The sequence below is a fragment of the Bacillus sp. NSP9.1 genome, from assembly GCF_000465465.2.
In the GTDB taxonomy this organism is placed as follows: Bacteria; Bacillota; Bacilli; order Bacillales; family Bacillaceae; genus Bacillus; species Bacillus sonorensis_A.
Genome location: NZ_CP048273.1, coordinates 3,877,820 through 3,902,098, shown reverse-complemented (window position 1 = coordinate 3,902,098; position 24,279 = coordinate 3,877,820). Strand labels below are relative to the sequence as shown.

Annotated in this window: 21 protein-coding genes and 1 pseudogene; 17 read left to right on the top strand and 5 right to left on the bottom strand. The window is 46.8% G+C overall.

What is annotated here, in order from left to right; all coding sequences use genetic code 11:
- Positions 1-53: 53 nt before the first annotated feature.
- The 11 genes and pseudogenes from amyS to M654_RS20200 form a co-directional block, all read left to right on the top strand.
- Positions 54-1,601 (top strand): alpha-amylase, encoded by a 1,548-nt coding sequence (gene amyS / locus M654_RS20250; protein ID WP_026589730.1) that lies wholly within the window; start codon positions 54-56, stop codon positions 1,599-1,601.
- Positions 1,602-1,753: 152 nt separating this feature from the next.
- Entirely contained in the window at positions 1,754-2,704 is a 951-nt protein-coding gene (locus M654_RS20245) for a LacI family DNA-binding transcriptional regulator (RefSeq protein ID WP_026589729.1), read from the top strand.
- A gap of 94 nt (positions 2,705-2,798) precedes the next feature.
- Entirely contained in the window at positions 2,799-4,574 is a 1,776-nt protein-coding gene (locus tag M654_RS20240) for a glycoside hydrolase family 13 protein (RefSeq protein ID WP_035428802.1), read from the top strand.
- 93 nt (positions 4,575-4,667) lie between these two features.
- Positions 4,668-5,921: an extracellular solute-binding protein gene (locus tag M654_RS20235; protein ID WP_026589727.1), complete on the top strand. Its 1,254-nt coding sequence runs from the start codon at positions 4,668-4,670 to the stop codon at positions 5,919-5,921.
- Positions 5,922-5,961: 40 nt separating this feature from the next.
- The gene (locus M654_RS20230; RefSeq protein WP_026589726.1) at positions 5,962-7,269 is read left to right on the top strand and encodes a carbohydrate ABC transporter permease; all 1,308 of its coding nucleotides are present in this window, start codon (positions 5,962-5,964) and stop codon (positions 7,267-7,269) included.
- Positions 7,270-8,121 carry a sugar ABC transporter permease gene (locus M654_RS20225; protein ID WP_026589725.1) on the top strand — a complete coding sequence of 284 codons (852 nt, stop codon included), beginning with the start codon at positions 7,270-7,272 and terminating at the stop codon, positions 8,119-8,121.
- Between the two features lie 4 nt (positions 8,122-8,125).
- Positions 8,126-9,010 carry a DUF1189 domain-containing protein gene (locus M654_RS20220; RefSeq protein ID WP_026589724.1) on the top strand — a complete coding sequence of 295 codons (885 nt, stop codon included), beginning with the start codon at positions 8,126-8,128 and terminating at the stop codon, positions 9,008-9,010.
- Positions 8,988-11,273, top strand: coding sequence for a glycoside hydrolase family 65 protein (locus M654_RS20215; RefSeq protein ID WP_026589723.1), 2,286 nt, complete (start codon positions 8,988-8,990; stop codon positions 11,271-11,273). Before M654_RS20220 ends, M654_RS20215 begins: the two co-directional genes overlap by 23 nt.
- Entirely contained in the window at positions 11,266-12,969 is a 1,704-nt protein-coding gene (locus tag M654_RS20210; RefSeq protein ID WP_026589722.1) for a glycoside hydrolase family 13 protein, read from the top strand. Before M654_RS20215 ends, M654_RS20210 begins: the two co-directional genes overlap by 8 nt.
- A complete protein-coding gene (pgmB, locus tag M654_RS20205; protein ID WP_026589721.1) occupies positions 12,966-13,631 on the top strand; it encodes a beta-phosphoglucomutase in 666 nt (221 codons plus the stop codon). The genes M654_RS20210 and pgmB overlap by 4 nt, the downstream gene beginning before the upstream one ends.
- Before the next feature lie 172 nt (positions 13,632-13,803).
- Positions 13,804-14,067: pseudogene (locus M654_RS20200) on the top strand (GNAT family N-acetyltransferase); the annotation flags it as partial.
- A gap of 86 nt (positions 14,068-14,153) precedes the next feature.
- Here M654_RS20200 and M654_RS20195 read toward each other — a convergent pair.
- Both M654_RS20195 and M654_RS20190 read right to left on the bottom strand, forming a co-directional pair.
- On the bottom strand, positions 14,154-14,708 hold the full coding sequence (locus M654_RS20195; protein ID WP_026589719.1) for a hypothetical protein: 555 nt from the start codon (positions 14,706-14,708) through the stop codon (positions 14,154-14,156).
- Positions 14,705-15,100, bottom strand: coding sequence for a hypothetical protein (locus M654_RS20190; protein WP_026589718.1), 396 nt, complete (start codon positions 15,098-15,100; stop codon positions 14,705-14,707). The genes M654_RS20195 and M654_RS20190 overlap by 4 nt, the downstream gene beginning before the upstream one ends.
- A gap of 213 nt (positions 15,101-15,313) precedes the next feature.
- On the opposite strand from M654_RS20190, the gene M654_RS20185 reads away from it, so the two are divergent.
- Positions 15,314-15,694 carry an RlpA-like double-psi beta-barrel domain-containing protein gene (locus tag M654_RS20185; protein ID WP_026589717.1) on the top strand — a complete coding sequence of 127 codons (381 nt, stop codon included), beginning with the start codon at positions 15,314-15,316 and terminating at the stop codon, positions 15,692-15,694.
- 54 nt (positions 15,695-15,748) lie between these two features.
- Positions 15,749-16,774 carry a TolB-like translocation protein gene (locus M654_RS20180; RefSeq protein ID WP_026589716.1) on the top strand — a complete coding sequence of 342 codons (1,026 nt, stop codon included), beginning with the start codon at positions 15,749-15,751 and terminating at the stop codon, positions 16,772-16,774.
- A 125-nt stretch (positions 16,775-16,899) separates the two neighbouring features.
- On the opposite strand, the gene M654_RS20175 is transcribed toward M654_RS20180, so the two are convergent.
- Positions 16,900-17,253: a hypothetical protein gene (locus M654_RS20175; RefSeq protein WP_051290492.1), complete on the bottom strand. Its 354-nt coding sequence runs from the start codon at positions 17,251-17,253 to the stop codon at positions 16,900-16,902.
- Between the two features lie 602 nt (positions 17,254-17,855).
- Between M654_RS20175 and lepB the strand changes: the two genes are divergently transcribed.
- Both lepB and M654_RS20165 read left to right on the top strand, forming a co-directional pair.
- Positions 17,856-18,404 (top strand): signal peptidase I, encoded by a 549-nt coding sequence (gene lepB / locus M654_RS20170; protein ID WP_026589715.1) that lies wholly within the window; start codon positions 17,856-17,858, stop codon positions 18,402-18,404.
- 136 nt (positions 18,405-18,540) lie between these two features.
- On the top strand, positions 18,541-19,185 hold the full coding sequence (locus M654_RS20165; protein WP_026589714.1) for an SDR family oxidoreductase: 645 nt from the start codon (positions 18,541-18,543) through the stop codon (positions 19,183-19,185).
- 34 nt (positions 19,186-19,219) lie between these two features.
- Here the strand turns inward: M654_RS20165 and M654_RS20160 are convergent, their stop codons facing one another.
- Both M654_RS20160 and M654_RS20155 read right to left on the bottom strand, forming a co-directional pair.
- On the bottom strand, positions 19,220-20,089 hold the full coding sequence (locus M654_RS20160; RefSeq protein ID WP_026589713.1) for an effector binding domain-containing protein: 870 nt from the start codon (positions 20,087-20,089) through the stop codon (positions 19,220-19,222).
- 105 nt (positions 20,090-20,194) lie between these two features.
- Positions 20,195-21,739: a multicopper oxidase family protein gene (locus tag M654_RS20155; protein WP_026589712.1), complete on the bottom strand. Its 1,545-nt coding sequence runs from the start codon at positions 21,737-21,739 to the stop codon at positions 20,195-20,197.
- Positions 21,740-22,075: 336 nt separating this feature from the next.
- On the opposite strand from M654_RS20155, the gene M654_RS20150 reads away from it, so the two are divergent.
- Both M654_RS20150 and M654_RS20145 read left to right on the top strand, forming a co-directional pair.
- Complete coding sequence (locus M654_RS20150) at positions 22,076-23,083, top strand: acyltransferase family protein (RefSeq protein WP_035428799.1); 1,008 nt, start codon at positions 22,076-22,078, stop codon at positions 23,081-23,083.
- A 287-nt stretch (positions 23,084-23,370) separates the two neighbouring features.
- Positions 23,371-24,243, top strand: coding sequence for a cation diffusion facilitator family transporter (locus M654_RS20145; RefSeq protein ID WP_026589709.1), 873 nt, complete (start codon positions 23,371-23,373; stop codon positions 24,241-24,243).
- The last annotated feature ends 36 nt before the right edge of the window (positions 24,244-24,279 follow it).

Genomic DNA, 24,279 nt, shown 5'->3' with positions numbered 1-24,279 from the left:
TTGTAAAATGACTTTTGTGATTAAACAGGCTGTAAAATGAAAGGAGAGAAAAAATGCTGGGAAAAAACAAACGGTTTTTCACATGGATGGTTTCGTTTTTCGTCACGCTCATGTTCCTGGTTCCGCCGCCTAAAGCAAGTGCGGAAAGCATTAACGGCACATTGATGCAGTATTTTGAGTGGTATTTGCCCAATGATGGCCAACATTGGAAGCGTTTACAAAACGACGCGGCATATTTATCAGATCTCGGCGTCACCGCTGTATGGATTCCGCCGGCCTACAAGGGAACGAGTCAGTCTGATGTCGGTTATGGCGCCTATGATTTGTATGATTTAGGAGAGTTTCAGCAAAAAGGGACGGTGCGAACGAAATACGGAACAAAAGGTGAGCTTCAATCTGCGATCGGCAATCTTCATTCCCGTAATATTCACGTCTACGGGGATGTCGTCATCAATCATAAAGGAGGAGCTGATGGGACGGAAGACGTCACCGCTGTTGAAGTCAATCCGGGGGACAGGAATCAGGAAACGTCCGGGGAGCAGCGAATCAAAGCGTGGACAGCGTTTCATTTTCCAGGACGCGGAAGCACCTACAGCGGTTTTAAGTGGCATTGGTATCATTTTGATGGAACAGATTGGGACGAGTCCCGGAAATTGAACCGCATCTATAAGTTTCGCGGAGAGGGCAAGGCATGGGATTGGGAGGTTTCAAGCGAAAACGGCAACTATGACTACCTGATGTATGCTGATATTGATTACAACCATCCCGATGTCGTGGCAGAATTGAAAAAATGGGGAACATGGTATGCCAATGAACTGAACTTGGACGGTTTTCGGCTCGATGCCGTGAAACATATTAAATTTTCATTTTTGCGGGATTGGCTGAAATCAGTCAGGGAATCGACGGGGAAGGATATGTTTGCGGTAGCTGAGTATTGGCGGAATGACCAGGGCGCCCTTGAAAATTACTTGAAGAAAACCGATTTTCAACATTCGGTATTCGATGTTCCGCTCCACTACAATTTGCATGCCGCATCATCGCAAGGGGGCGGCTATGATATGAGGCAATTGCTGAACGGTACTGTCGTATCCAAATATCCGGAAAAGGCGGTCACATTTGTTGATAATCATGATACACAGCCTGGACAATCGCTTGAGTCCACTGTCGAACCATGGTTTAAACCGCTTGCCTATTGTTTCATTATGACAAGGAAGTCCGGCTACCCGCAGGTTTTCTACGGAGATCTGTATGGGACAAAGGGTTCTACATCACGGGAAATTCCAGTGCTTAAAAACAAACTCGAGCCGATTTTAAAAGCGCGCAAACATTATGCATATGGCGCCCAGCACGACTATTTCGACCATCATGATATCATCGGCTGGACGAGGGAAGGTGACAGTTCGATTCAGAAGTCCGGTCTAGCTGCATTAATAACAGACGGACCCGGCGGATCAAAGCGTATGTATGTCGGACGTGAGAATGCGGGTGAAACGTGGTATGACATCACGGGGAACCGTTCAGACTCCGTCGCGATCGATTCGAACGGCTGGGGAGAATTCCGTGTGAACGGCGGTTCGGTTTCCATTTATGTTCAGAGGTAGAAAGAGAATGGGGCAGATTTCCTTGAGGAAATCTGCTTTTTTATTTCCCGTGTTTCATAAAATCCCGCTGATTCCATCTTATAATATTGTTATCAGTTCCGAAAATCGGATTGCTGACAGTTTGAATAGCTCAAAAATAAGGCGGGGATAAAATGGCAACATTGTCGGATGTGGCAAAGAGAGCAAATGTATCAAAAATGACGGTGTCGCGGGTGATCAATCATCCTGAGACGGTGACGGATGAATTGAAAGAGCTGGTCCATTCCGCGATGAAAGAGCTGAACTATATACCAAACTATGCGGCAAGGGCGCTCGTGCAAAACAGAACACAGGTTGTAAAACTATTGATTTTAGAAGAAATGGATACGACAGAACCTTATTATATGAATCTATTGACTGGTATCAGCCGGGAGCTGGACCGCCATCATTATGCATTGCAGCTTGTAACAAGGAAATCTCTCAACATCGGCCAATGTGACGGCATTATCGCCACAGGCTTGAGAAGGGCGGATTATGAAGGGCTCATCAAAGCATTTGAAAAACCGGTCGTCGTGTTCGGCCAAAATGAAATGGGCTATGATTTTATCGATGTGAACAATGAAAAAGGAGCGTTTATGGCAACCCGCCATGTCATCGGGCTGGGGGCGCGCGATGTTGTCTTTTTCGGTATTGATTTGGACGAACCTTTTGAACGATCAAGGGAGAAAGGCTATTTAGAGGCGATGAAAGGATGCTCAGGCCAGGCGAATATTGTCCGGATGGAAAACAGTTCGAAAAAAGCTGAACGCTGTGCGAGAGAAGTGCTGCCAGCCTTGGGCAGTCCGGCTGCGGTCGTCTGCGCTTCCGATCGAATCGCGATCGGCGTGATCCGGGCGGTGCAGGCGCTTGGCAAAAGAATACCGGAAGATGTTCTGGTCACCGGGTTTGACGGTGTTTTTCTTGACCGCATCTCTTCGCCCCGCTTGACAACGGTCAGACAGCCTGTGGTCGAAATGGGTGAGGCTTGTGCGGCAACTTTGCTGAAAAAAATAAATGAGGACGGCGCCGTCCAGGGCAATCAATTTTTTGAGCCGGAGCTCATCGTGCGCGAGTCGACTTTGTAAGCGTCTCATTCTGTTACCGTTAACAAGCTGAAAATGATTGTTCCTCAGATTTCACCATGATAATTTCAACATATGAAATGGAAAAGGGGGAGTCATGATGGAGTATGCAGCGATTCATCATCAGCCGTTCAGCTCTGATGCTTATGCTTATGACGGGAGGAGAGTGCATATTAAGATCCGCACCAAAAAAGGCGATGCCAAGCAGGTCCGCCTCATCTGGGGAGACCCTTATCAATATGTGGAAGAAAAAGGAGTCGGCAGGTGGGCGGCAGAGGAGATGCAGATGAAGAAAATCGCCGCGACAGATTTGCATGATTATTGGTTTGCGGAAGTGGCGCCGCCGTATCGGCGCCTGCAATATGCTTTTGTACTAACAGACGCTGATCATGAAGACGTCTTTTACGGCAGCTCAGGCGTACATCCATATCATGAAAAAACGCTTGAGACGATCCAGCACTTTTTTAAATTCCCATTTGTCCATGAGGTCGATGCGTTTCAAGCACCTGAATGGGTCAAATCAACGATTTGGTATCAAATTTTTCCGGAGCGTTTTGCCAACGCTAGAGACGACCTATCACCGGAAAACGTGCTGCCGTGGGGAAGCAAAGAGCCCGGTGTCAATGATTTTTTCGGCGGGGATTTGCAGGGAATCATCGATAAGCTTGATTATTTGGAGGATTTGGGTGTGAACGGCATCTATTTGACGCCGGTTTTTTCCGCACCTTCCAATCATAAATACGATACATTGGATTATTACACCATCGACCCGCATTTTGGGGATGCCGAGCTTTTTCGCACATTGGTCGACGGCCTTCATCAGCGGGGGATGAAGATCATGCTGGATGCCGTTTTTAACCATATTGGCAGCGCGTCGATGCAGTGGCAGGATGTTTTGAAAAACGGTGAGCAATCCCGCTACAAGGACTGGTTCCATATTCATTCCTTTCCTGTCAAAGAAGACAATTATGATCGTTTTGCCTTTACGCCGGACATGCCGAAACTGAATACGGCCAATCCGGAAGTCCAGGCATATCTGCTCGATATCGCGCTGTATTGGATTCGCGAATTTGACATCGACGGCTGGCGCTTGGATGTGGCTAATGAGGTGGATCACGCTTTCTGGAAGACATTCCGGCAAGCGGTAACCGCTGAAAAGCCCGACGTTTATATTTTAGGAGAGATCTGGCATCAGGCCGACCCTTGGCTTAGAGGAGACGAATTTCACGCGGTGATGAATTATCCTTTCACAGAGCCGATGATTGAATATTTTGCGGATCGCCGCATGACTGCCTCGCAAATGGCGAGCCGCCTCAACGCGCATTTGATGAGCGGAATGCAGCAGGTCAATGAATCGATGTTTAACCTGCTTGACAGTCATGATACAAAACGGATTTTGACAAGGTGCGGTGATGATGAGAAAAAGGTGCGGTCTTTATTGGCGTTTATGTTTGCCCAGACGGGTTCGCCATGCATCTATTACGGTACGGAAATCGGCCTTGACGGGGGAAATGATCCATTATGCCGGAAGTGCATGATATGGGAAGTAGAAAAGCAAAATCAAGCGATGCTTAAGTTTATGAAGCGGCTCATCGCTTTGCGAAAACAGGAGCATCAACTCCTGACGTATGGAAGACTTGAGTGGGACATCCTTGATGATCAACACGATTTTTTCAGCTTTTTGCGGACTGACGGCGAGAGAAAATTGATTTATTTCTTTAATCAGGGGACAGCGGCCCGCCATGTCAGTTTAAAAGATTTGGAGATCAACAGCGCTTGGAAAATCTATGATGCCTGGACAGAGAAGACGCTTAACCACAGTGATGAGATTGCCGTTCATCCGGGAGAATTTTTTATTTTGGGCGCGGGGTAAATTCTGTTACCGGTAACAATCGTGAAAGCTATTGTAACCGCTTTCGGAAGCGCCTTACAATTGGATTAGATTCTTGATAGGAGGGGGAAAAAGATGACACATTTCAAAAAAGGTTTTGCCTTAATGCTGGCCTCAGTCCTGACATTCGGCCTTTCCGCCTGCTCGGGTTCAAAAGAAGCGGCAAGCTCTGATGGGAAAAAGGTGCTGACGGTGTCTGTTGAAGAAACATATAAAGAATATGTTGAAAGCATCAAAACAGATTTTGAGAAAGAGAATGATGTGAAGGTAAAGATTGTTGAAAAACCGATGTTTGATCAGCTGGAAGCACTTCCTCTTGATGGACCGGCGGGCAATGCGCCTGATGTCATGCTCGCGGCGTACGACCGTATCGGCGGTCTTGGACAGCAGGGGCACCTGCTCGACATCAAACCGTCCGACACGAAAAGCTTTGCTGAGAAAGACATGCGCCAGGTGACGATCGACGGGAAAATTTACGGCATTCCGCTCGTCATTGAAACGCTTGTCTTATATTACAACAAAGACTTGTTAAAAACGCCGCCGAAAACATTTCAGGACCTTGAAAAGCTTACGGATGATCAGCGGTTTGCCTTCGCTTCGGAAAAAGGAAAATCAACCGCATTTCTGGCGAAGTGGACCGATTTTTATATGTCATACGGCTTGCTGGCCGGATATGGCGGATATGTGTTCGGCAAAAATGGTGCCGATGCCAAAGACATCGGCTTGAACAACAAAGGATCTGTAGAAGGTGTGGAGTACGCGGAAAAATGGTTTAAAACATATTGGCCGAAAGGCATGCAGGACAATTCGAGCGCCGACGATTTTATTCAGCAGACCTTTATGGACGGCAAAGCAGCGGCAGTCATCGGCGGACCGTGGTCGGCCGCCAATTATAAAGAGGCCGGTTTGAACTACGGGGCGGTCAAAATTCCGACATTGCCAAATGGAAAAGAATATGCTCCGTTTGCCGGCGGGAAAGGCTGGGTGGCTTCAAAATATACAAAAGAGCCCGAGCTCGCTCAAAAATGGCTTGAATATGCGGCAAACGATCAAAACGCCTATGTTTTTTATGAAAAGACAAACGAGGTTCCGGCCAACTTAGCCGCGAGGATGAAAGCGGACAAGCAAAAAGATGAGCTGACCTCAGCCGTCATTCAGCAGTATGAAACTGCGACGCCGACCCCGAATATTCCGGAAATGGCCGAAGTATGGACGGGAGCGGAAAGCTTGATATTTGATGCAGCTTCCGGCAAAAAATCTGCGCAGCAGTCAGCGGATGATGCTGTAAAGGTCATGAAAGCAAATATTAAAGAGAAATATGTGAAATAAAGCGGCGGGTTAGCGTCCGGAAGAATAGAGGGCGAAAAACATGAACATAGACGACACACGTGCAAAACAAAGGCGAAAAGCGGGGCTTTTATCGATCATTCCAGGGGCCGGACAGATTGCCAATCGGCAGCTGTCAAAAGGAATCCTTTTTCTGGCCGTCACAGTGCTGTTTGCTTGTGAATTAGGGGTATTCGGCATCGACGCGCTGATCGGCTTATTGACTTTGGGAAGCGTCCCTGGGGAAGACCACTCGTTGTTTCTGTTGATAGAAGGCACTCTGCAATTGATTGTGACACTGATTTTTCTGATGTTCTACATCTTTAATATTTATGATGCGCAAAAAACGGCTGCAATGAAGGCGGCGGGATTGAAGGTCAGCCAAACAGCGCGGGACATGATCCGGAATCTGGGGGATAAAGGGTTCCCATATTTATTTACATTGCCGGCATATATCATGATGGTGTTTGTGATTATTTTTCCGGTCCTGGTCACCCTGTTTGTCGCGTTTACAAACTATGATTTTTACCATATTCCGCCTGCAAGCCTCATTGACTGGGTGGGATTTAAAAACTTCCTGAACGTCTTTTTCCTTGGCTCCTATCGGGAGACATTCTTCGATGTGCTGAGCTGGACCGTGATCTGGACGATCTGTGCGACAACACTGCAAATTGTCCTTGGCATCGTGACGGCCCTTATCGTCAATCAGGATTTTATTAAAGGCAGGCGGATGTTTCGAATCATCTTCTTGCTTCCGTGGGCTGTCCCGGCTTTTATTACGATCATGAGTTTTTCCAACATTTTCAACGACAGCATAGGCGCTATGAACGCGCAAGTCATTCCGCTTTTGAATCAGCTTCCGTTTGTGGAGCTTCCGGCAGCCCCGTGGAAAACCGACCCGTTTTGGACGAAGACGGCCCTGATTATGATCCAGACATGGCTTGGATTTCCGTACATTTATGTCATGGTAACAGGTGTGCTTCAGGCGATTCCGGGCGAGCTTTATGAAGCGGCAAAGATTGACGGTGCGTCATTTCTCCAGCGTTTTCGGCACATCACATTGCCGATGATTTTATTTGCGACCGCACCCGTGATGATCACCCAGTATACGTTTAATTTCAATAACTTTTCGATCATCTATTTGTTCAATGAGGGAGGACCGGGCAGCGCGGGAGCCGGTGCAGGATCAACCGATATTTTGATCTCCTGGATCTATAAGCTGACAACAGGCACCTCCCCGCAATATTCGGTTGCGGCCGCAGTCACATTGCTGATTTCTTTCATTGTCATCGGCGTTTCCCTGATTGCGTTTAAGAAATCGAATGCCTTTGGCAATGAGGAGGTCATGTAGATGAAGGGAATGTTCAAAAATGCGCGGACCGCAAGGATGCTGAACAAAATCTGGACCTATTTCTTTTTAGCGATGTTGAGCATTGTCATTATATACCCGCTGGTGATCACGGCATCATCTGCCTTTCGACCGGGAAATGTGGCCGCTTTCAAGCTCGATTTTTCGGGCCCGTGGACATTGGACCATTTTAGGCGGCTGTTTGCAGATACGCTTTATCCCAATTGGTACGGCAATACACTTGTGATCGCGCTGTCGGTCATGATTCTCCAGGTCACGATCGTGACGCTTGCCGGCTATACGTACAGCCGTTACAGGTTTCGCGGCAGAAAAAAAAGCCTTGTCTTCTTTTTGATTATTCAAATGGTGCCGACGATGGCGGCATTGACCGCTTTTTACGTCCTGGCGATGCTGATCGGCGCGCTTGACCAGTTCTGGTTTTTAACGGCGATCTATATCGGCGGGGGCATTCCGATGAACACATGGCTGATGAAAGGCTATTTTGACACGGTTCCGAGAGAAATCGATGAAGCCGCCCGGATCGATGGAGCGGGGCACTTGCGAATCTTTGCTTCGGTTGTTCTGCCCCTTGTCAAACCGATGCTTGCGGTGCAGGCGCTATGGGCGTTTATGGGGCCGTTCGGCGACTATTTGCTGGCAAAGTTTTTGCTTCGCTCTCCGGAAAGTCTGACCATCGCCGTAGGGCTGCAGTCGTTCATATCAAACCCGCAGCAGCAAAAAGTCGCGCTGTTTGCGGCAGGGGCGATCCTTGCGGCACTGCCGATCTGCATCTTGTTCTTTTTTCTCCAAAAGAACTTTGTGTCCGGGCTGACCACCGGCGGAACGAAGGGATGATCCGATGGGAAATCTGCAACATGACCGCTTGATCATTCGTTTCCTGAAAGCCGCGGCATCTCCGACAGGCGTCTGCCGCTACAGGAATACATTCAGCTGGCTGCACATCACCTTTTTATTTCTGTTTTTGAGCGGCTGCCTGATGGTGCCGTTTGCCGTTTCCTTCATGAAAATGGAGCGCTTCAATGTCGGACTTTTCATGCCGTCTGTTGTTCAAAAGAGTGATCAGGCATTTGCCGAACAATTAAAAGGATATCAATTCAGAAACGGAAAACTGACAGGCGGGGCCGATTTGTATCGGATAGAAAAAGGAGGCGCTTTGCTGGCGGTCGATCTGAAACACGAGGTTAAAACGAGCGGTGAAAATGGGCGCCTGAAGGTGGAAGGCTATCAAAACGCGATTGTTTTTCAGGCTGATCATCTGATCATCAGTGATCAAAACGGAACGGGTTTTTCCATCCGCTATGTGAAAGAGGATGTCCGGCTGAGTGATCTGAATGTCTTTGATTTAAAGACGTTGCTTGGAACATTGTGGTTTGCCCAATATAAGCCGATGATCATGATGCTGGCCTATTCGGTGATCTTCATCGTTGCGCTTTTTTTGACGGGAGTTCTCGCCGGAGGCATCTGGATCACAAAAAAATCAAAAATGACCGGCATCGCGTCATTCAAGGAAGCAGCCGCGGCGGCGGTTTGCGGATCGGCGTTTCCGGCATTTGCCGCCGCGGTGTTCGGCATGATTCATTTTGATTTCATCGCCGTGCTGCTGATCTATTCGTGCAGCACCGCCTTGATGATTTCTTTCATCTTCCGGCATTTGTCCAAAACCCGCCATCAAAACGAAAATTTACAGTCAGGAGGAAATCATGGCAAATCAGCGGCTATTTGAGATTGATGAATGGAAAATCAAAACCAGCATATTTCATAAGGAGCATAATCGCCTCCAGGAAAGCTTGACTTCCTTGGCCAACGGCTATATGGGAATCAGAGGGAATTTCGAAGAAAGCTATTCAGGCGCAAGCCTTCAAGGCACATATATCGCAGGGGTGTGGTTTCCGGACAAAACGCGTGTCGGCTGGTGGAAAAACGGCTATCCGGAATATTTCGGAAAAGTGATCAATGCGATGAATTTGATCGGCATCGATGTCTATATAGACGGCGAAAAAGTCGACCTTTATGAAAACGAGATCGAATCGTTTGATTTAGAGCTCGATATGAAAGAAGGGATTTTGCGAAGAAGCGCTGTATTCCGCATTCAGGATAAAACGGTCAGAATTGCGTCTGAACGGTTTCTGAGCCTTGCCGTTCGCGAGCTCTGTGCGATTCATTACGAAGCGGAGTGCTTGACGGATGAGGCTGTCATCACGCTCGTTCCTTACCTGGACGGGGATGTGAAAAATGAAGACGCCAACTACGATGAGCGCTTTTGGCAGGAAGAAGCGAAAGGAGCCAGTGCCCACCGCGGCCATTTAACAACAAAAACGATTGAAAACCCTTTCGGAACGCCGCGATTTACCGTTTCCGCCATGATGGCCAATGTGACGGAAGGCTTTAGCAGTGACAGCTATAAAACGGAGCGGATGTATGCGGAAAACCGCTACATCTATGAAATGAAGCCGGGAACAAAGGCTTCGCTGAAAAAATTGATCATCGTGACGACTTCCCGCGATTTCGAGGAAGCAGAGCTTCTCACAAAAGGCCGGGAGCTTTTGGACGGTGTGCTTCAGGAAGGGTATGAAGAAGCGAGGCGGAGGCACATCGCCGAATGGCAGGAAAGATGGCGGAAAGCGGATATTGAGATTAATGGGGATGATGAGCTTCAGCAAGGAATCCGCTACAACATATTTCAATTGTTCTCGACTTACTACGGGACGGATGCACGCTTGAATATCGGACCGAAAGGATTGACAGGCGAAAAATACGGAGGTGCGGCATATTGGGATACGGAGGCCTACGCCGTACCGATGTATTTGGCGACCGCCGATCCTGAAGTGACGAAAAACCTGCTGTTGTACCGCTACCGCCATTTGGAGGCTGCCAAACGAAACGCGGCAAAATTGGGGCTGAAAGGGGCTCTTTACCCGATGGTGACGTTTGTCGGTGATGAATGCCACAATGAATGGGAAATCACCTTTGAAGAAATCCATCGGAACGGTGCGATTGCCTATGCGATCTACAACTATGTCAATTATACGGGCGACCGCGATTATATCGAAGCGTACGGGATCGATGTGCTCGTGGAAATCAGCAGGTTTTGGGCCGATCGCGTTCATTTTTCAAAGCGGAAAAACAAGTACATGATCCATGGTGTAACAGGACCGAATGAATACGAAAACAATGTTAACAACAACTGGTATACAAATGTGATCGCAGCTTGGACGCTTGAGTATACGCTTGAAAATCTCGGCAGCATTTCAGCGGAAAAACGCCGCCGGCTCGGTGTGTGCGAAGATGAATTTGAGCTATGGAGAGATATCATCGAGCGGATGTACTATCCGTACAGTGAAGAACTTGAGGTTTTCCTTCAGCATGATACGTTTTTGGATAAAGAGCTGCAATCGGCGGATGAATTGGATCCGGCTGATCGGCCGCTCTATCAGAATTGGTCATGGGACAAAATTCTCCGCTCCAGTTTTATCAAACAAGCGGATGTCCTTCAAGGCATTTATTTGTTCAACCACCGTTTTACATTGGAAGAAAAACGGCGCAATTTTGCGTTTTATGAACCGATGACCGTCCATGAATCAAGCCTTTCCCCTTCTGTCCACGCGGTGCTTGCCGCTGAACTGAAGATGGAGGAGAAGGCGCTTGAGTTAACGAAACGAACAGCCCGCCTTGACCTTGACAATTACAACCGTGATACAGAAGAAGGCCTTCACATCACATCGATGACGGGAAGCTGGCTGGCCATCGTCCAGGGGTTTGCGGGAATGCGCACCGCGAATGAGACGCTGTCGTTTGCTCCGTCTTTGCCGAAGGAGTGGGAAAGCTATTCGTTCCAGATCAATTACAGGGGACGGCTGATCCGTGTGATGACGGCGGAAAAAAGCGTCGTCTTTGAACTGTTAAAAGGCGAACCGCTGCAGATGATGGTCTGCCAGGAACCGATTCTCTTGAGCGGACGCTACGAAAGGAGGATGGATGATGAGTGAATGGTGGAAAGAGGCTGTCGTTTATCAAATCTATCCGCGCAGCTTTTTTGACGCAAACGGCGACGGAATCGGCGACTTGCAGGGAATCATTCAAAAACTGGACTATATCAAACACCTCGGCGCAGATGTGATCTGGCTCTGCCCGGTGTTTGACTCCCCGCAGGATGACAACGGCTACGACATCAAGGACTACAGAAATATGTACGAAAAGTTTGGAACGAACGAGGATATGTTTCAGTTGATTGATGAGGTTCATCAAAGAGGAATGAAAATCATCATGGACCTGGTCGTCAACCATACATCTGACGAGCATGCCTGGTTTGCCGAGAGCCGCAAATCGAAGGACAATCCTTACCGCGAGTATTATTTTTGGCGGGACCCCGCATCGGACGGAGCGGAGCCGAATAATTGGGGGTCGATCTTTTCGGGGGCGGCGTGGGAATATGATGAGCGGACAGGGCAGTATTATTTGCACTACTTTTCGAAAAAACAGCCTGATTTAAATTGGGAAAATGAAGCCGTCCGCCGGGAAGTGTATGATTTAATGAAATTTTGGATGGATAAAGGTGTTGACGGCTGGCGGATGGATGTCATCGGCTCCATTTCCAAATACACCGATTTTCCGAACTATGAGACAGACGAGAATCGCTCTTATGTCGTCGGCCATTATCATGCAAACGGCCCCCGCCTTCATGAATTTATCCAGGAGATGAATCGTGAAGTGCTGTCGCATTATGATTGCATGACGGTCGGGGAAGCAAACGGATCTGATATTGAAGAGGCGATCAAGTACACGGACGCAAGCAGGCAAGAGCTGAACATGATCTTTACATTTGAACATATGGACATTGATACAGAGCAACATTCGCCAAATGGGAAATGGCAGCTGAAGCCGTTTGATCTGATTGCTTTAAAAAAGACGATGGCACGCTGGCAGACCGGGTTGATGAATGTCGGCTGGAACACGCTCTATTTTGAAAATCATGATCAGCCAAGGGTGATTTCCCGCTGGGGCAATGACGGAAAGCTCAGAAAACAATGCGCCAAAGCGTTCGCCACGGTTCTTCACGGGATGAAGGGAACGCCGTTTATTTATCAGGGCGAGGAAATCGGCATGACAAACAGCGAGATGCCGCTCGAGGTGTATGATGATCTCGAAATCAGAAACGCTTATAGGGAGCTTGTCATCGAAAACAAAACAATCTCGGAGGAAGATTTTCTAAAAGCCGTTGGCAAAAAAGGCAGAGACCACGCAAGAACGCCGATGCAATGGGACGACAAGCAGCACGCGGGATTTACGACGGGAAAACCATGGCTTCCGGTCAATTCCCGCTATCAAGAAATCAATGTGCAAGAATCCTTGAATGATCAAGATTCGATTTTCTATTATTATCAGAAGCTGATTCGGTTGCGCAAGCAGTACAAGAGCACCGTTCACGGAGATTTTCAGCTTTTGCTCGAAGATGATCCGCAAATCTTTTCTTATATCCGCCAATATCAAGGAGAAAAGCTTTTCGTCGTCGCGAATTTGTCGGAGGAGGAGGCAGTGTTTGAAGCACCGCCGGAGCGGCTTGCTGAACGGTGGGACGTTCTCCTTTCCAACTACTCGAGGCAGCAGGCTGACATGAGGAAGATTTACCTGAAGCCCTACGAAGCCTTGATGTGCATCAACGATACAAAGGAACACGGATCATGAAAGCGGTCATCTTTGATTTGGACGGAGTGATCACAGACACGGCGGAGTATCATTTTCTCGCTTGGAAACGCATCGCCGAACAGCTGCATATTCCATTCGACAGAAGCTTTAATGAAAGCTTGAAAGGAATCGGCCGGGAAGAGTCGCTGGAAAAGATGCTGGATCATGGCGGTGTGGCGGAAAGGTATGCAAAGGCAGAGAAACAAGCTCTGTTGGCCGAAAAAAACCGATATTATCAAACGCTGATCGAAAACATTGGGCCGGAGCAGCTTTTGCCCGGGATCGGGCGGCTCGTCCGCGATCTGAAAGCCGCAAAGATCAAGGTTGCTTTAGCATCATCAAGCCGCAACGCTCCCGCGATATTAAAACGCTTGAAAATCGCGGATGACTTTCACGCCGTCGTTGACCCGGCTGCTCTTGCGAAGGGAAAACCCGATCCTGAAATCTTTTTAACCGCGGCGGCGCTTCTCGGCGTCCTTCCGACGGAATGTGCCGCCATCGAGGATGCTGAGGCAGGCATCTCCGCGATCAAAGCCGCCGGGATGTTCGCGGTTGGCGTCGGTGATGAAAAAGCAATGCATGCGGCTGATCTGATTGTCCATGATACGCGTGATTTGTCGTTTAGGCTGCTCAATGAAGGATGGCGGCGCTCTCGATGTTGAAGGGGAATGAAGGAAGCAAAGAGAAGCATAAATGACGAAGAAAGACCGCTGTTTTCGGATCGTTTCCGGCCGGCGGTCTTTTTGACAAATGACTGGAAAGCAAATAAAAGTGAAGCGGTTCAACAGTCTCGAGACATTTCTCGCCCATACGGATGACCATCAAAGGGGTTGAAAGCTCTTCTCTTTATGGGATGATCGGGAGCCTGTTTCAATGGCGAAAAAGACAAGACTGACGCAAAACGGCGTTACCGTCAATCTCGTTTTTAGACCGCAAAAAAGGTTATGCCTCATCTTGTATGGCGGCGCTCGAGCAAGGCGCTGTTTATATACCGATCAGGACAATCCGACTTCCAATAACATATATCAGGAGATCGGCTACCGGCCTGTGCTTTTGACGACAAACAGCCCCATCAAACATGATGAGGCTGTCTTTTAATTGTCGGTTTTCAATTTTACAAATGTCCGTTTGCCGGCAGGTTCAAGCCCTTTTTGTACAACGGTACAAAGAGCCGGCCGCTTTTGTTAATCCTTAACAAGCCCTCTGTGAATCAGTTTAATATGATCTCCTTTTTGCACGCTGTCATATTGTTTTTTCGATACGAGCACGGCTTGTTCTTTGCCGTTTTGATCCTCAACCAGCAGCCAGTATCTTTTTTCCCGCGGTTTTGCCAGCTCCTTTTCTTTGATTCCGGCGGTGTTGAGCACTTGTTTTTGTTCTGCTGTGTACCCGCCTCTGTGAAAGATCATCCAGTATGGAAAGTAATAATTCAAAAATGCTGAGCCTGCGGGATTTTGGTTCATTGTTTGCCTGACACTGCCTTTATAGAGCGCATTGGAAGGTAATGTTCTTTGCAGCGCGTTTTTGCTTGCGTGACTCCTGTTGGCTCCCTGTGTTCTCATATAGCTGCGCAAACTGTGATTGACCGACCCCGCGCGGCTTTTTGCAGCACTTTTCGCAGCTGAGCTTGACGTCTTCGTTCCCCCTGATGAACCATTGCTTGTGGCTGCCGCTGCCTGATGGCCCGGAAGCGGCATCAGCAAGGATAAGACAATCAGCAGAATCGCCTGTTTCTTCATCGCTTGTCATCACTGCTTTTTTGTTCAATTTTGTCCTTCACGACACCTTCCAGCGGTTCCTGGTCGTATTTTATGTATGGCGGACGGTAGATAAATGCTTCATCATCGCGAATTTTGATGTAGGGCTGTTCTATGTCTTCAATGTTTTCTACATAATTTTTGAATGTCTTTGTCTTTTGTTTCCCGTCTATCATATATGAGACTTTTAATAGCGGCGCTTTTTCAGATTTGCTGTCATTTAGATAATCAAACCATACGAGGTCATATTTTTTGATTGATTTGTCTTTGGCCACGTCCTGCGAACGGTCAGCACCGTCTTCAGAGCATCCTGAAATGATAAAAACAGCAAGCATGACGGCCATACCGAAGGCTAAACGTTTTGATCTTTTCATCATAATCATCCTATTCTATTTATTTTCACCTTTTGATACGAATCAATGAATCAAATAGTGTCATAAATTTTATAGGGGAATTGGATTATTTTCCATAGGATCAATGCGTAATATTTGCATTTTAAACGTAAACAAACTGTAAAATCCCATTTCTATGAAAAAAGGTATAATCTGAATGTCAGAAAAAAATCCCAGTTACGGAGGATATTTTTTATGAAGAAGATCGTGTTTTCTGTTTTCGTTTTAGCTGCAAGCTTCATTTTGGCATTCAATTTTACCGGTGAGGCAAGCGCTAAAACAAAGAAAGTCAGCGGATATATCACTTGGTACAATGGAGTGGGGAAAATCGGCGCTGACGGCAAAAGGCTCGGCCATTGGGACTGTGCCACAAAAATCGGCTTTGATGTTCCGAGAAAAGGCACGAAAATAAGAGCCTACTCAAAAGCGAAACCAAAAAAAGTAATCACTGTATATAAATACGATGTCGGCAGAATGCCGGGAGCCGTCTTGGATGTAAGCCCGAAGGCTTTCAGGGCTTTAGGATATCCGACAAGCAAAGGCAAAGTCAAAGGACATTACACCTATAAAAAATAAAAGCGGAGCAAGAAAACTTGTTTTCTTGCTTCTTTCCATTTGCGGAGGCAGACGATGAAAAAAATCGCAATCATTCTAGTGGCAGTGATCGCCTTAGCTGCGGGAGCTTACGCTGCCGTCTATTTTTCCTCTCCGAAAAAAGCGGAGCAGAAAACGGCAGGCACCGGTTCAAACCTGCTCGTTTCCTTTACAGATGAAAAGCTTGTGACTTCCTATTATGAAAATCAGAGGAAGCTCTATCAGGAAAAGATGACCGACTATCCGGCGATGGCGCTTGATCGGAAAAATCAAATGCTTTATTTCACAAACGCAAAAGACAGCAATATGCGCCGCTTGATCAGGCTTGACTTGAAATCGGGAAAAAAAACAACACTGCACAGAGGCGATGAGTATGTCGACGGGCTGAGCTTGTCCCCTGATGGCTCAAAGCTGTATATGCGCTACAATCTTCCGTCGGAAAGAAATTTTCATCTCGCCTCATTTGATGTGAAAAAAGGGAAATTTGCCGTTCTTTATCCGAAGCCGGACAACAAGGATGAAAGCGTCAGCTATTATCAATACAATCAACAAAACGGCCGGTTCGTTCTGCTTCATTATTCTGTCGAAGAGGACTATCAAAAAACCGATGAAGCGAATAGCAAAGGGGTTTCTCCCGAGCCGACGAATATGCGTATTTCTCTTGGGGATGAAAAAGGGAATCACACCGTCAAAACGGCCGCAAAATTTATCAATGACATCGCGATATCTCCTGAAGGAAAGACGATCATTTTCACGGAATCAGATGCTGACGGCGAAAAGGCGGCGATTGATGCGCTGGATGTGAAAACCGGAAAATATCAAGCCGTCATTTCCGATCAGCAGGCGTTCAAACTGATCGAGTCAGCTCAGCCGCAATTCTCAAAGGACGGGGAAAAAATCTATTTTCTTGCTGAGGCAAAAGATGCGAAGCTGCTGGAAGATGAAACGGGCAGTGAAGCTAAAGTCAGAACGATTTACTCCTATCATCTCAAAACAAAAGAAGTGAGAAAAGAATGGGAGAAACCAAATGGAATTATCAACGGCTTTACCGTTTTGGATTAACAGCGGACAACAGCCGGGGAGAACTTTTTAGACAGCCTCTGCCTGGCTGTTTTTTGTCATGGTTACGGCTGCCGTGCTTGTCCCAAAGCAGCCCGCATCCGAAGCCGTTTTTCTGCCGGAGAGCGTCACGGGTGTGAAAAGCTTCCGGCCGCAGCATTCGGATATATTGATATTTCATCATAAGGGAAGGGGTATAATGCCGTCAGCATCACAAACGGAAAAATCTTTCTGTTAAACCGTCGGAACCGTTTTCGCCGCGGAAACCCCGTGCTGCCATAGACCTGTTTTTCTTCGAGCACGTCTTCAGGCACAAGAACAGATGCTGCCTGAGAATTGCTCCCTTCAAGAATGCCGTGGATCAAACGGCCGTCCTTCATTCGCAAAACGACATGATAGTGCATATATTTGCGGCAAAGTTCGTGCAAAGACCTTTGATGGTGATGGGGCATAGAGGTCACTGCACCTTTTGGAAGATCCATGTTTTCATCCCCTTTTAGATGTATGATATTCACCTGTTGGATGAATGTTCCAAATGAGGACGGCAACTGAACATAAATTTTTCATTCACGATCATCATGTAAAGGATCGGCTTTTACAATCAGCTGTCAGCACTTCTTTCTGCGGCATTTGAAACGGTCGTCATCATCTGAATGACACTTTCTGGGCCTGCATTTAAAGCGAGAATCATCATCACCTGGATCGGGATCGGAATGATGGGTTCGTTTTGGGGTGCGCCCTTCAGCTAGGGCCTTTCTCTCACTTTGCCGTTCTGGGCTGTATGGATCGTAATTGTCATAGTAATCTTCATAACCGGACATTTTGCTCAGGTCACCGCCTTTTATTTAGGATATGATAATGTATTATAGGCGGGATGATTTTGCCTGTGCATTTATAATGGTTTGCTCTTGAAGCTCGTGAAAGACATGATTTATCATCCTTGGAATAGAGGATTTTTAGTAAAAATCGCTAATTCATATAAATATAGATTCGTTTTTCCCGAATGTTGTCTTAAATGTTGGGCGGACGGCTTGATATGATATGAAAGAAGCCGAGATGAATCAGAAACAAAGGAGAAATTTTTATGAAAAACAGCAGAAAAAAAGAGATATTATCTTGGGTGAAAACCCTTGTCATTGCCGGAATCATCGTTTTCATTTGCCGATATTTTTTGTTCACACCATCCACCGTCCTGGGGGATTCGATGTATCCGACTTTACAGGATGGAAACATGGTCATGGTCAGCAAAATCAGCGATATCAAGCGTTTTGACAAAATCATCTTTCATGCCCCTGATGCTGACGAAAACTATGTCAAACGGGTGATCGGCCTCCCGGGGGATACGGTCGAAATGAAGGACGATGTTCTTTATGTCAATGGAAAAGCTTATAATGAGCCGTATTTAAAGGAAAATAAGCAAAAGCTGACGGTTCATGAACATTTAACAAACAACTTCACACTAAAAGAATTAACGGGGAAAGAGAAAGTCCCGAAAGATCACTTTTTTGTGATGGGGGATAATCGCCAAAACAGCAGGGACAGCCGGTTTTTCGGATTTATCTCACATGACTCCGTTGTCGGCAAGGTTGAATTCCGCTATTTTCCTTTTAATGAAATCGGCGGGATAGAATAGGACGGGAAAAGACTTCTCATGATAAGTGGGAGGTCTTTTTGATTTGCTTAAAACTTCCATATGAGCAGGCCGTTTGAAGAAGTTGTCCCACAATGAAATAATGGAAGGAGAACCGAATGGAAAGGAGCATATTCAGATGAAAGTGTTGATTGTCGGTGCAAATGGACAAATTGGCCGCCTTCTGATCAGTATATTGAATGAAGACGGCGTGCATCAAGTCAGAGCGATGGTTAGAAATCAGGAACAGGCTGAAGAGCTGAAACAATCTGGAACAGAAGCCGTTCTTGCCGATTTAGAGGGGACAGTGGATCATATTGCACAAGCTGCAAAAGGATGTGACGCGATTGTCTTTACAGCCGGTTCAGGCGGAAAAACCGGCGCTGACAAAACACTGCTGATTGACCTTGACGGAGCTGTCAAAACGATTGAAGCCGCTGAAAAAGCGGGAATCAAACGGTTTATCATGGTCAGCACTTTGCAGGCTCACCATCGGGAAAATTGGAACGAAGCGCTCAAACCGTATTATGTTGCGAAGCATTATGCGGATCGAATTCTTGAAGACAGCGATTTAACGTATACGATCATCCGCCCGGGAGGCCTCCTAAATGAACCTGGCACAGGCAAGGTGAAAGCCGCTGAAAACCTTGATCGCGTCGCGATTCCTCGTGAAGATGTCGCCAAAACCATTGCAGCGGCGCTCACTGAAGAGCATACATACCGCCGTTCCTTTGATCTGACTTCAGGAGACACGCCTGTCGCTGAAGCGCTGAAAGCAATATAAAAAAACAGAGCCTGGAACCATTGGTTCCAGGCCTTTAACGAATGGGAATGTAGACTTTCATTCTCATATCATCCGGATAGGAAGATTGGCAAACATCAGTCACTTCAAAATCAGGTCCTTCTTTTCTTTCATAATTCGAATTCGGCAGCCATGTCCCATAAATGAATCTGCGTGTGTTTTGAACCGATGCCGACGGCCCCTTCACATCAAAAATGGCGTATTTACCTTCAGGAATTTTAAAATAAACCAGTGGCTCCGGGACTTCTTCCGCCGGGGCGTGAACGGCTTCTCCAATGATAAAAGAGAATTCCCCTTCATCTTGAAAGTTGCATGAAATCCCATATGACATACTTGGAGCAGCTTTATTCTGGATCTTTAAATAATATTCATTTTGTCCGAAATCAAAGTAAAATCCCGGAATCTCTTCGAAATATGTTTCATTGTTTAAGTTTGTCCGATATTCATATCCGATGATATGGATCTCGTCCAGATGCATGATCTTTGGTTTGGTCATGATCAGCTCTCCATTCATTTTGTTTTTGTAGTCGAGAAAGTTCATTTTCGCTTGATGGTCCAGCTTGACCTTTGCCTTGCGGTATTTGGCTGGAGTGATCCCGAAATAATGAGAGAACGCCCGGCTGAATGCTTCCTGTGATCCGTATTGGAAATCCATCGCGATGTCGAGGATGGGCCTGTCCGTTTCCAAGAGCGACACAGCGGCCTCAGACAGCCGCCGGTTGCGGATGTACTCTTTGACAGAGAAGCCGGAAATCGCCTGGAAAAGCCTTTGAAAATGAAATGGGGAAAAATACGATTTTGCCGCAATATCTATGATGTTTAATTCCTCTTGAAGATTTTCTTCGATAAAATAAACCGCTTTTTGAATTCGTTCATAATAGTCCATCGTCATACACAGCCTTTACCATTTGATTACTTTTATTGTACAAGATTACGTGTGGATTTTTTTGATGATTTGTGCTTTTTTAAAAAGCCTCCTGATGGGGAGGCTTTATCGTTGTTGCCGCGGGTCTTGGACTTCAAGCGGCCGCATCATATCATAATCTTCATGCTCCAATATGTGACAGTGCCATACATATCGGCCGCTGTAGGGGCTGAAGGTGGCGATGATGCGGGTAACGGTTCCGGGCGGGACCTTTACGGTATCCTTGAGGCCTTTTTCGTTCGGTGCCGGGGCCACGGCGGGGCCTGTAAAAATGAGCTCTTTGTTTTCCTGATAGCGGGCTGTGTCAAACGGCCGGTGATCAAGGATCAAAAATTGAATGAGATGCAAATGGATCGGGTGTATAGCTCTTCCTGCATTCACGATCGACCAGATCTCGGTGCTGCCGAGAGCAGGCGTTTCTGTCACTGGCTCATGCCACTTTGTGTTATTTAAAAGAAGAACCGGTCTTCCGTATTGGTCCAGGGAAGCTCCCAATGACAGTGTCCTGATGGTATCCACTTTATGACTTCTCACATAAGGCCGTTTTCTCAGCATTTTTGGAATTGAAGACGTATCTTTGTGCTTCAGCGGTTTTGTGACGCGGAATTGCATAATGTCTGCATCGGTTTCCGGATCAGCGTCTTGTCCGCCGCAGCCGATCCGGTTTTTCAAGGTGATGGTTTTTCCTTCAGCATTCGAAAAGTCGACGATGATGTCAAACCGTTCAGCAGGCGCAATCGTCAAAGACTGAACTTTTACCGGATGCTGGAGCAGGCCGCCGTCCGTTCCGATTTGATGGAAGACATCGTCGGAGTCGAAATATAGTTCATAGAATCTGGTGTTGGAAGCATTCAGAATGCGGAACCGGTATTTTCGCGGTTCGACTTCCGCATATGGCCACACTTTTCCGTTGACTAAAATGGTATCTCCGCAAAAAGCGGGAACAATAGACGGATCCGGAAGTTCGGGAGAAGGGTTGTCTGGCTGGCGCGGATAAAACAATGAGCCATCTTCATGAAACGATTTGTCCTGTATCAACAGGGGGATTTCGTATTCTCCTTTCGGCAGGTTTAATGACCGTTCTTCCCGGTCGCGAATGAAATAAAGCCCGACCAGACCGGCGTATACATTCAGCCTCGTCAGCGCCATCGCATGGTCGTGATACCAGAGTGCGGCGGCATCCTGATGATTGGGATATTCATATACCTCCCTTTTGAAAAACGGCCCTGTTTCTTTAAAGCCTCTCGTAAACCAGGCTTCGGGATAGCCGTCGCTGTCAGCCGGAGTATTCCCTCCGTGCAAGTGAACGACGGTCTTCATCTCAGGTCCGTGGCGGACATCCTCATGAATCGTATGATCGACCGGGAGAAAATGATGATCTGGAAGGTTGTTCAGCCACTTGACTTCGACCCTTTCATTTTTATTCACTTCAAATGTAGGTCCGGGGTAGCTTGCGTTATATCCGTAAAGCCGGGTCGGCGGCAGATCGCGGTGAAGCTGCTGGTGAAACTCTTCCATCTTCACTTCATAATACGTTTTGGTCTTGCTTTTTGTATGAGGTTTGATCACTTTTGGAATCGGCAGACTGTCAACGAATTTTTCAAGCTTCATGTTTCACCTGTCCTCTTAAGTTCTGATAAATGCATCAGTACATTATAAGACGGTGTGTGTGGATAGGTTCCTGCCGAGAGAGGAAAAGGGCGGGCTAAAAGCCGTTTATTTCCCAGCGGCTGCTGCCCCTTCTTTTCACTTTAAGTTCCGGGTCGAATATGCTCTAAAAAAGGCGGATGATTACAAAAGTATGAACAGAATATTTCCAAACGATTAAATATTGCCTTGAAATCGGTTTTGCGGGGGATGAGAGTGGAGCTGACGTATTTCATGATGGTATGTTATGCGTGAACCCTTACTTTTAGGGAGCGAATCGGTCTGAAAGGAGATGTCTTGATGCAGAAAAGAATAGATTGGATTGACGCGTCGAAAGGTTTGGGAATTATTCTCGTCGTGTTGGGTCATACACCGACGACGGATTGGCTGAAAACGTTCATTTTCGCTTTTCATATGCCGCTGTTTTTCTTTTTGTCCGGGGTCGTATATCATGATGCGAATCTGACTTTTAAGTCTTTTCTGTATAAGAAAATGAAGACGCTTCTTTTGCCTTACTTCATCTTTTCCGTCCTCGCTTATTCATTCTGGTTTTTAATCGAGAGGCATTTCAAGTTCAGCGGAAGTTCTGATGTCGATCCGATCATTCCTTTTAAAGGAATCTTTTATTCGATACCCGATCACTACATGCTGACACACAATCCGGCGCTGTGGTTTTTGACATGCCTGTTTGTTGTCGAACTTCTTTTTTTCTGTATGAAAAAATGGCTGAACGACCGTTTTATCGTCTGTTTCGTCATGTTGTCCGCCGCTTTGGGTTATTATAATTACCAGTATCTCGACATCAAACTGCTGTGGAATATCGAGGTGGCCTTGACCGCAATCGTTTTCTACTCGGCCGGTTTTCTTCTGAGGAAACGCTTGAGGGAGCTGAAAATGAGAAATCGAAGAACACTGCTGCTTTCATTTCTGTTTTTCGCGGTGGTCGCCTATCTGCAAAGCTGGAATGTCAGAGTTGATATGAGAGCTAATGAATACGGTGATATGGCGATCTTTTACATCACGGCATTTTCGGGTACGGCCGGTGTCATTTTTACGAGCTTTCACTTGGAAAATGTAAGGCTTCTTCGATTTCTCGGCAAAAACTCGCTGATCATTCTTGTTCTCCATTATCCGGTGATTCGAATATTGAAAGCCGTCATATACTATTTGCTTGATTTTTCGCTTGATGAGACATACGGCTCGCTTTTATGGAGCGGGATTTATTCAATCGCGACGCTGGTCATCATGATTCCATGCATCATCGTGTTGAATCGGTATCCGGTTTTTCTTGGGAGAAGGAGGTGCTGAAAAACCTTGCAGACTTTGCAAGGTTTTGATTTTTCAAAGAAAAAATATTCAGAATAAAAGAGCTGCAGCTCGGTTTGGCGGCTGTGGACGGAACAGACGATTTATGGAAAGCCTTGCCGGGAACGGGTTTATTGGGGGTTTGGCTCCATTGAAATTTGTTTCTCTCATTAAAAAAAGTTCTATGCCGACTATATTTCTGCAAGAAGTGAATCATGTTTCTATAGACTCACTCAAGTTTGGCTTTGTATGATTAAAGGCGAAAACACGGATGGGAAAGGAAGCTTTTTATGGAACGGTATGATGAATTGAAAAAAGGAGAAACCGGGGCATGGGTCAGCATCATCGCTTACCTTTTGCTGTCGGCTGTGAAGCTTTTCATCGGCTACGCCTTTCATTCAGAGGCTTTAAAAGCTGACGGGCTTAACAATACGACGGATATTATCGCTTCTTTAGCGGTGCTGATCGGCCTCAGGATTTCACAAAAGCCGCCTGATGAGGACCATCCGTACGGACATTTTCGCGCTGAAACAATCGCCTCGCTCGTTGCATCTTTTATCATGATGGTTGTCGGTCTTCAAGTGTTGTACAGCTCAGGTGAGACCTTGTTTCATCCTCGGGAAACAACGCCTGATATGATCGCGGCTTGGACGGCGGCCGGAAGTGCAATCATCATGTTTCTCGTGTTCATTTATAACAAAAGGCTGGCTCAGAAGGTCAACAGCCAGGCCCTTTATGCGGCGGCAGCTGATAATAAATCAGACGCTTTTGTCAGCATCGGAACATTTGCGGGGATTTTTGCCTCGCAGTTTAATCTCGCCTGGGTCGATACCGCGGCGGCCTTTATCATCGGTTTATTGATCTGCAAAACCGCCTGGGACATTTTTAGGGATGCCGCCCATTCCTTGACGGACGGCTTTGACATCAAAAATATTTCGATGTATAAAGAAACGATTCAACAGGTGCCGGGAGTCGGCCGGATCAAGGATGTAAAAGCGCGGTATTTAGGAAGCGCCGTCCACGTAGAGATCATTGTCGAGGTCAGGTCGGACCTGAATATTTCCGAAAGTCACGATATCGCTGATGAGATTGAAAGAAGGATGCAGGAAGAACATTCGATCGTTCATTCCCATGTTCATATAGAGCCTTTTGAGGAAAAATAGCCTTTTCCAGCAGGGAAAGGCTATTTTTTTCGATTT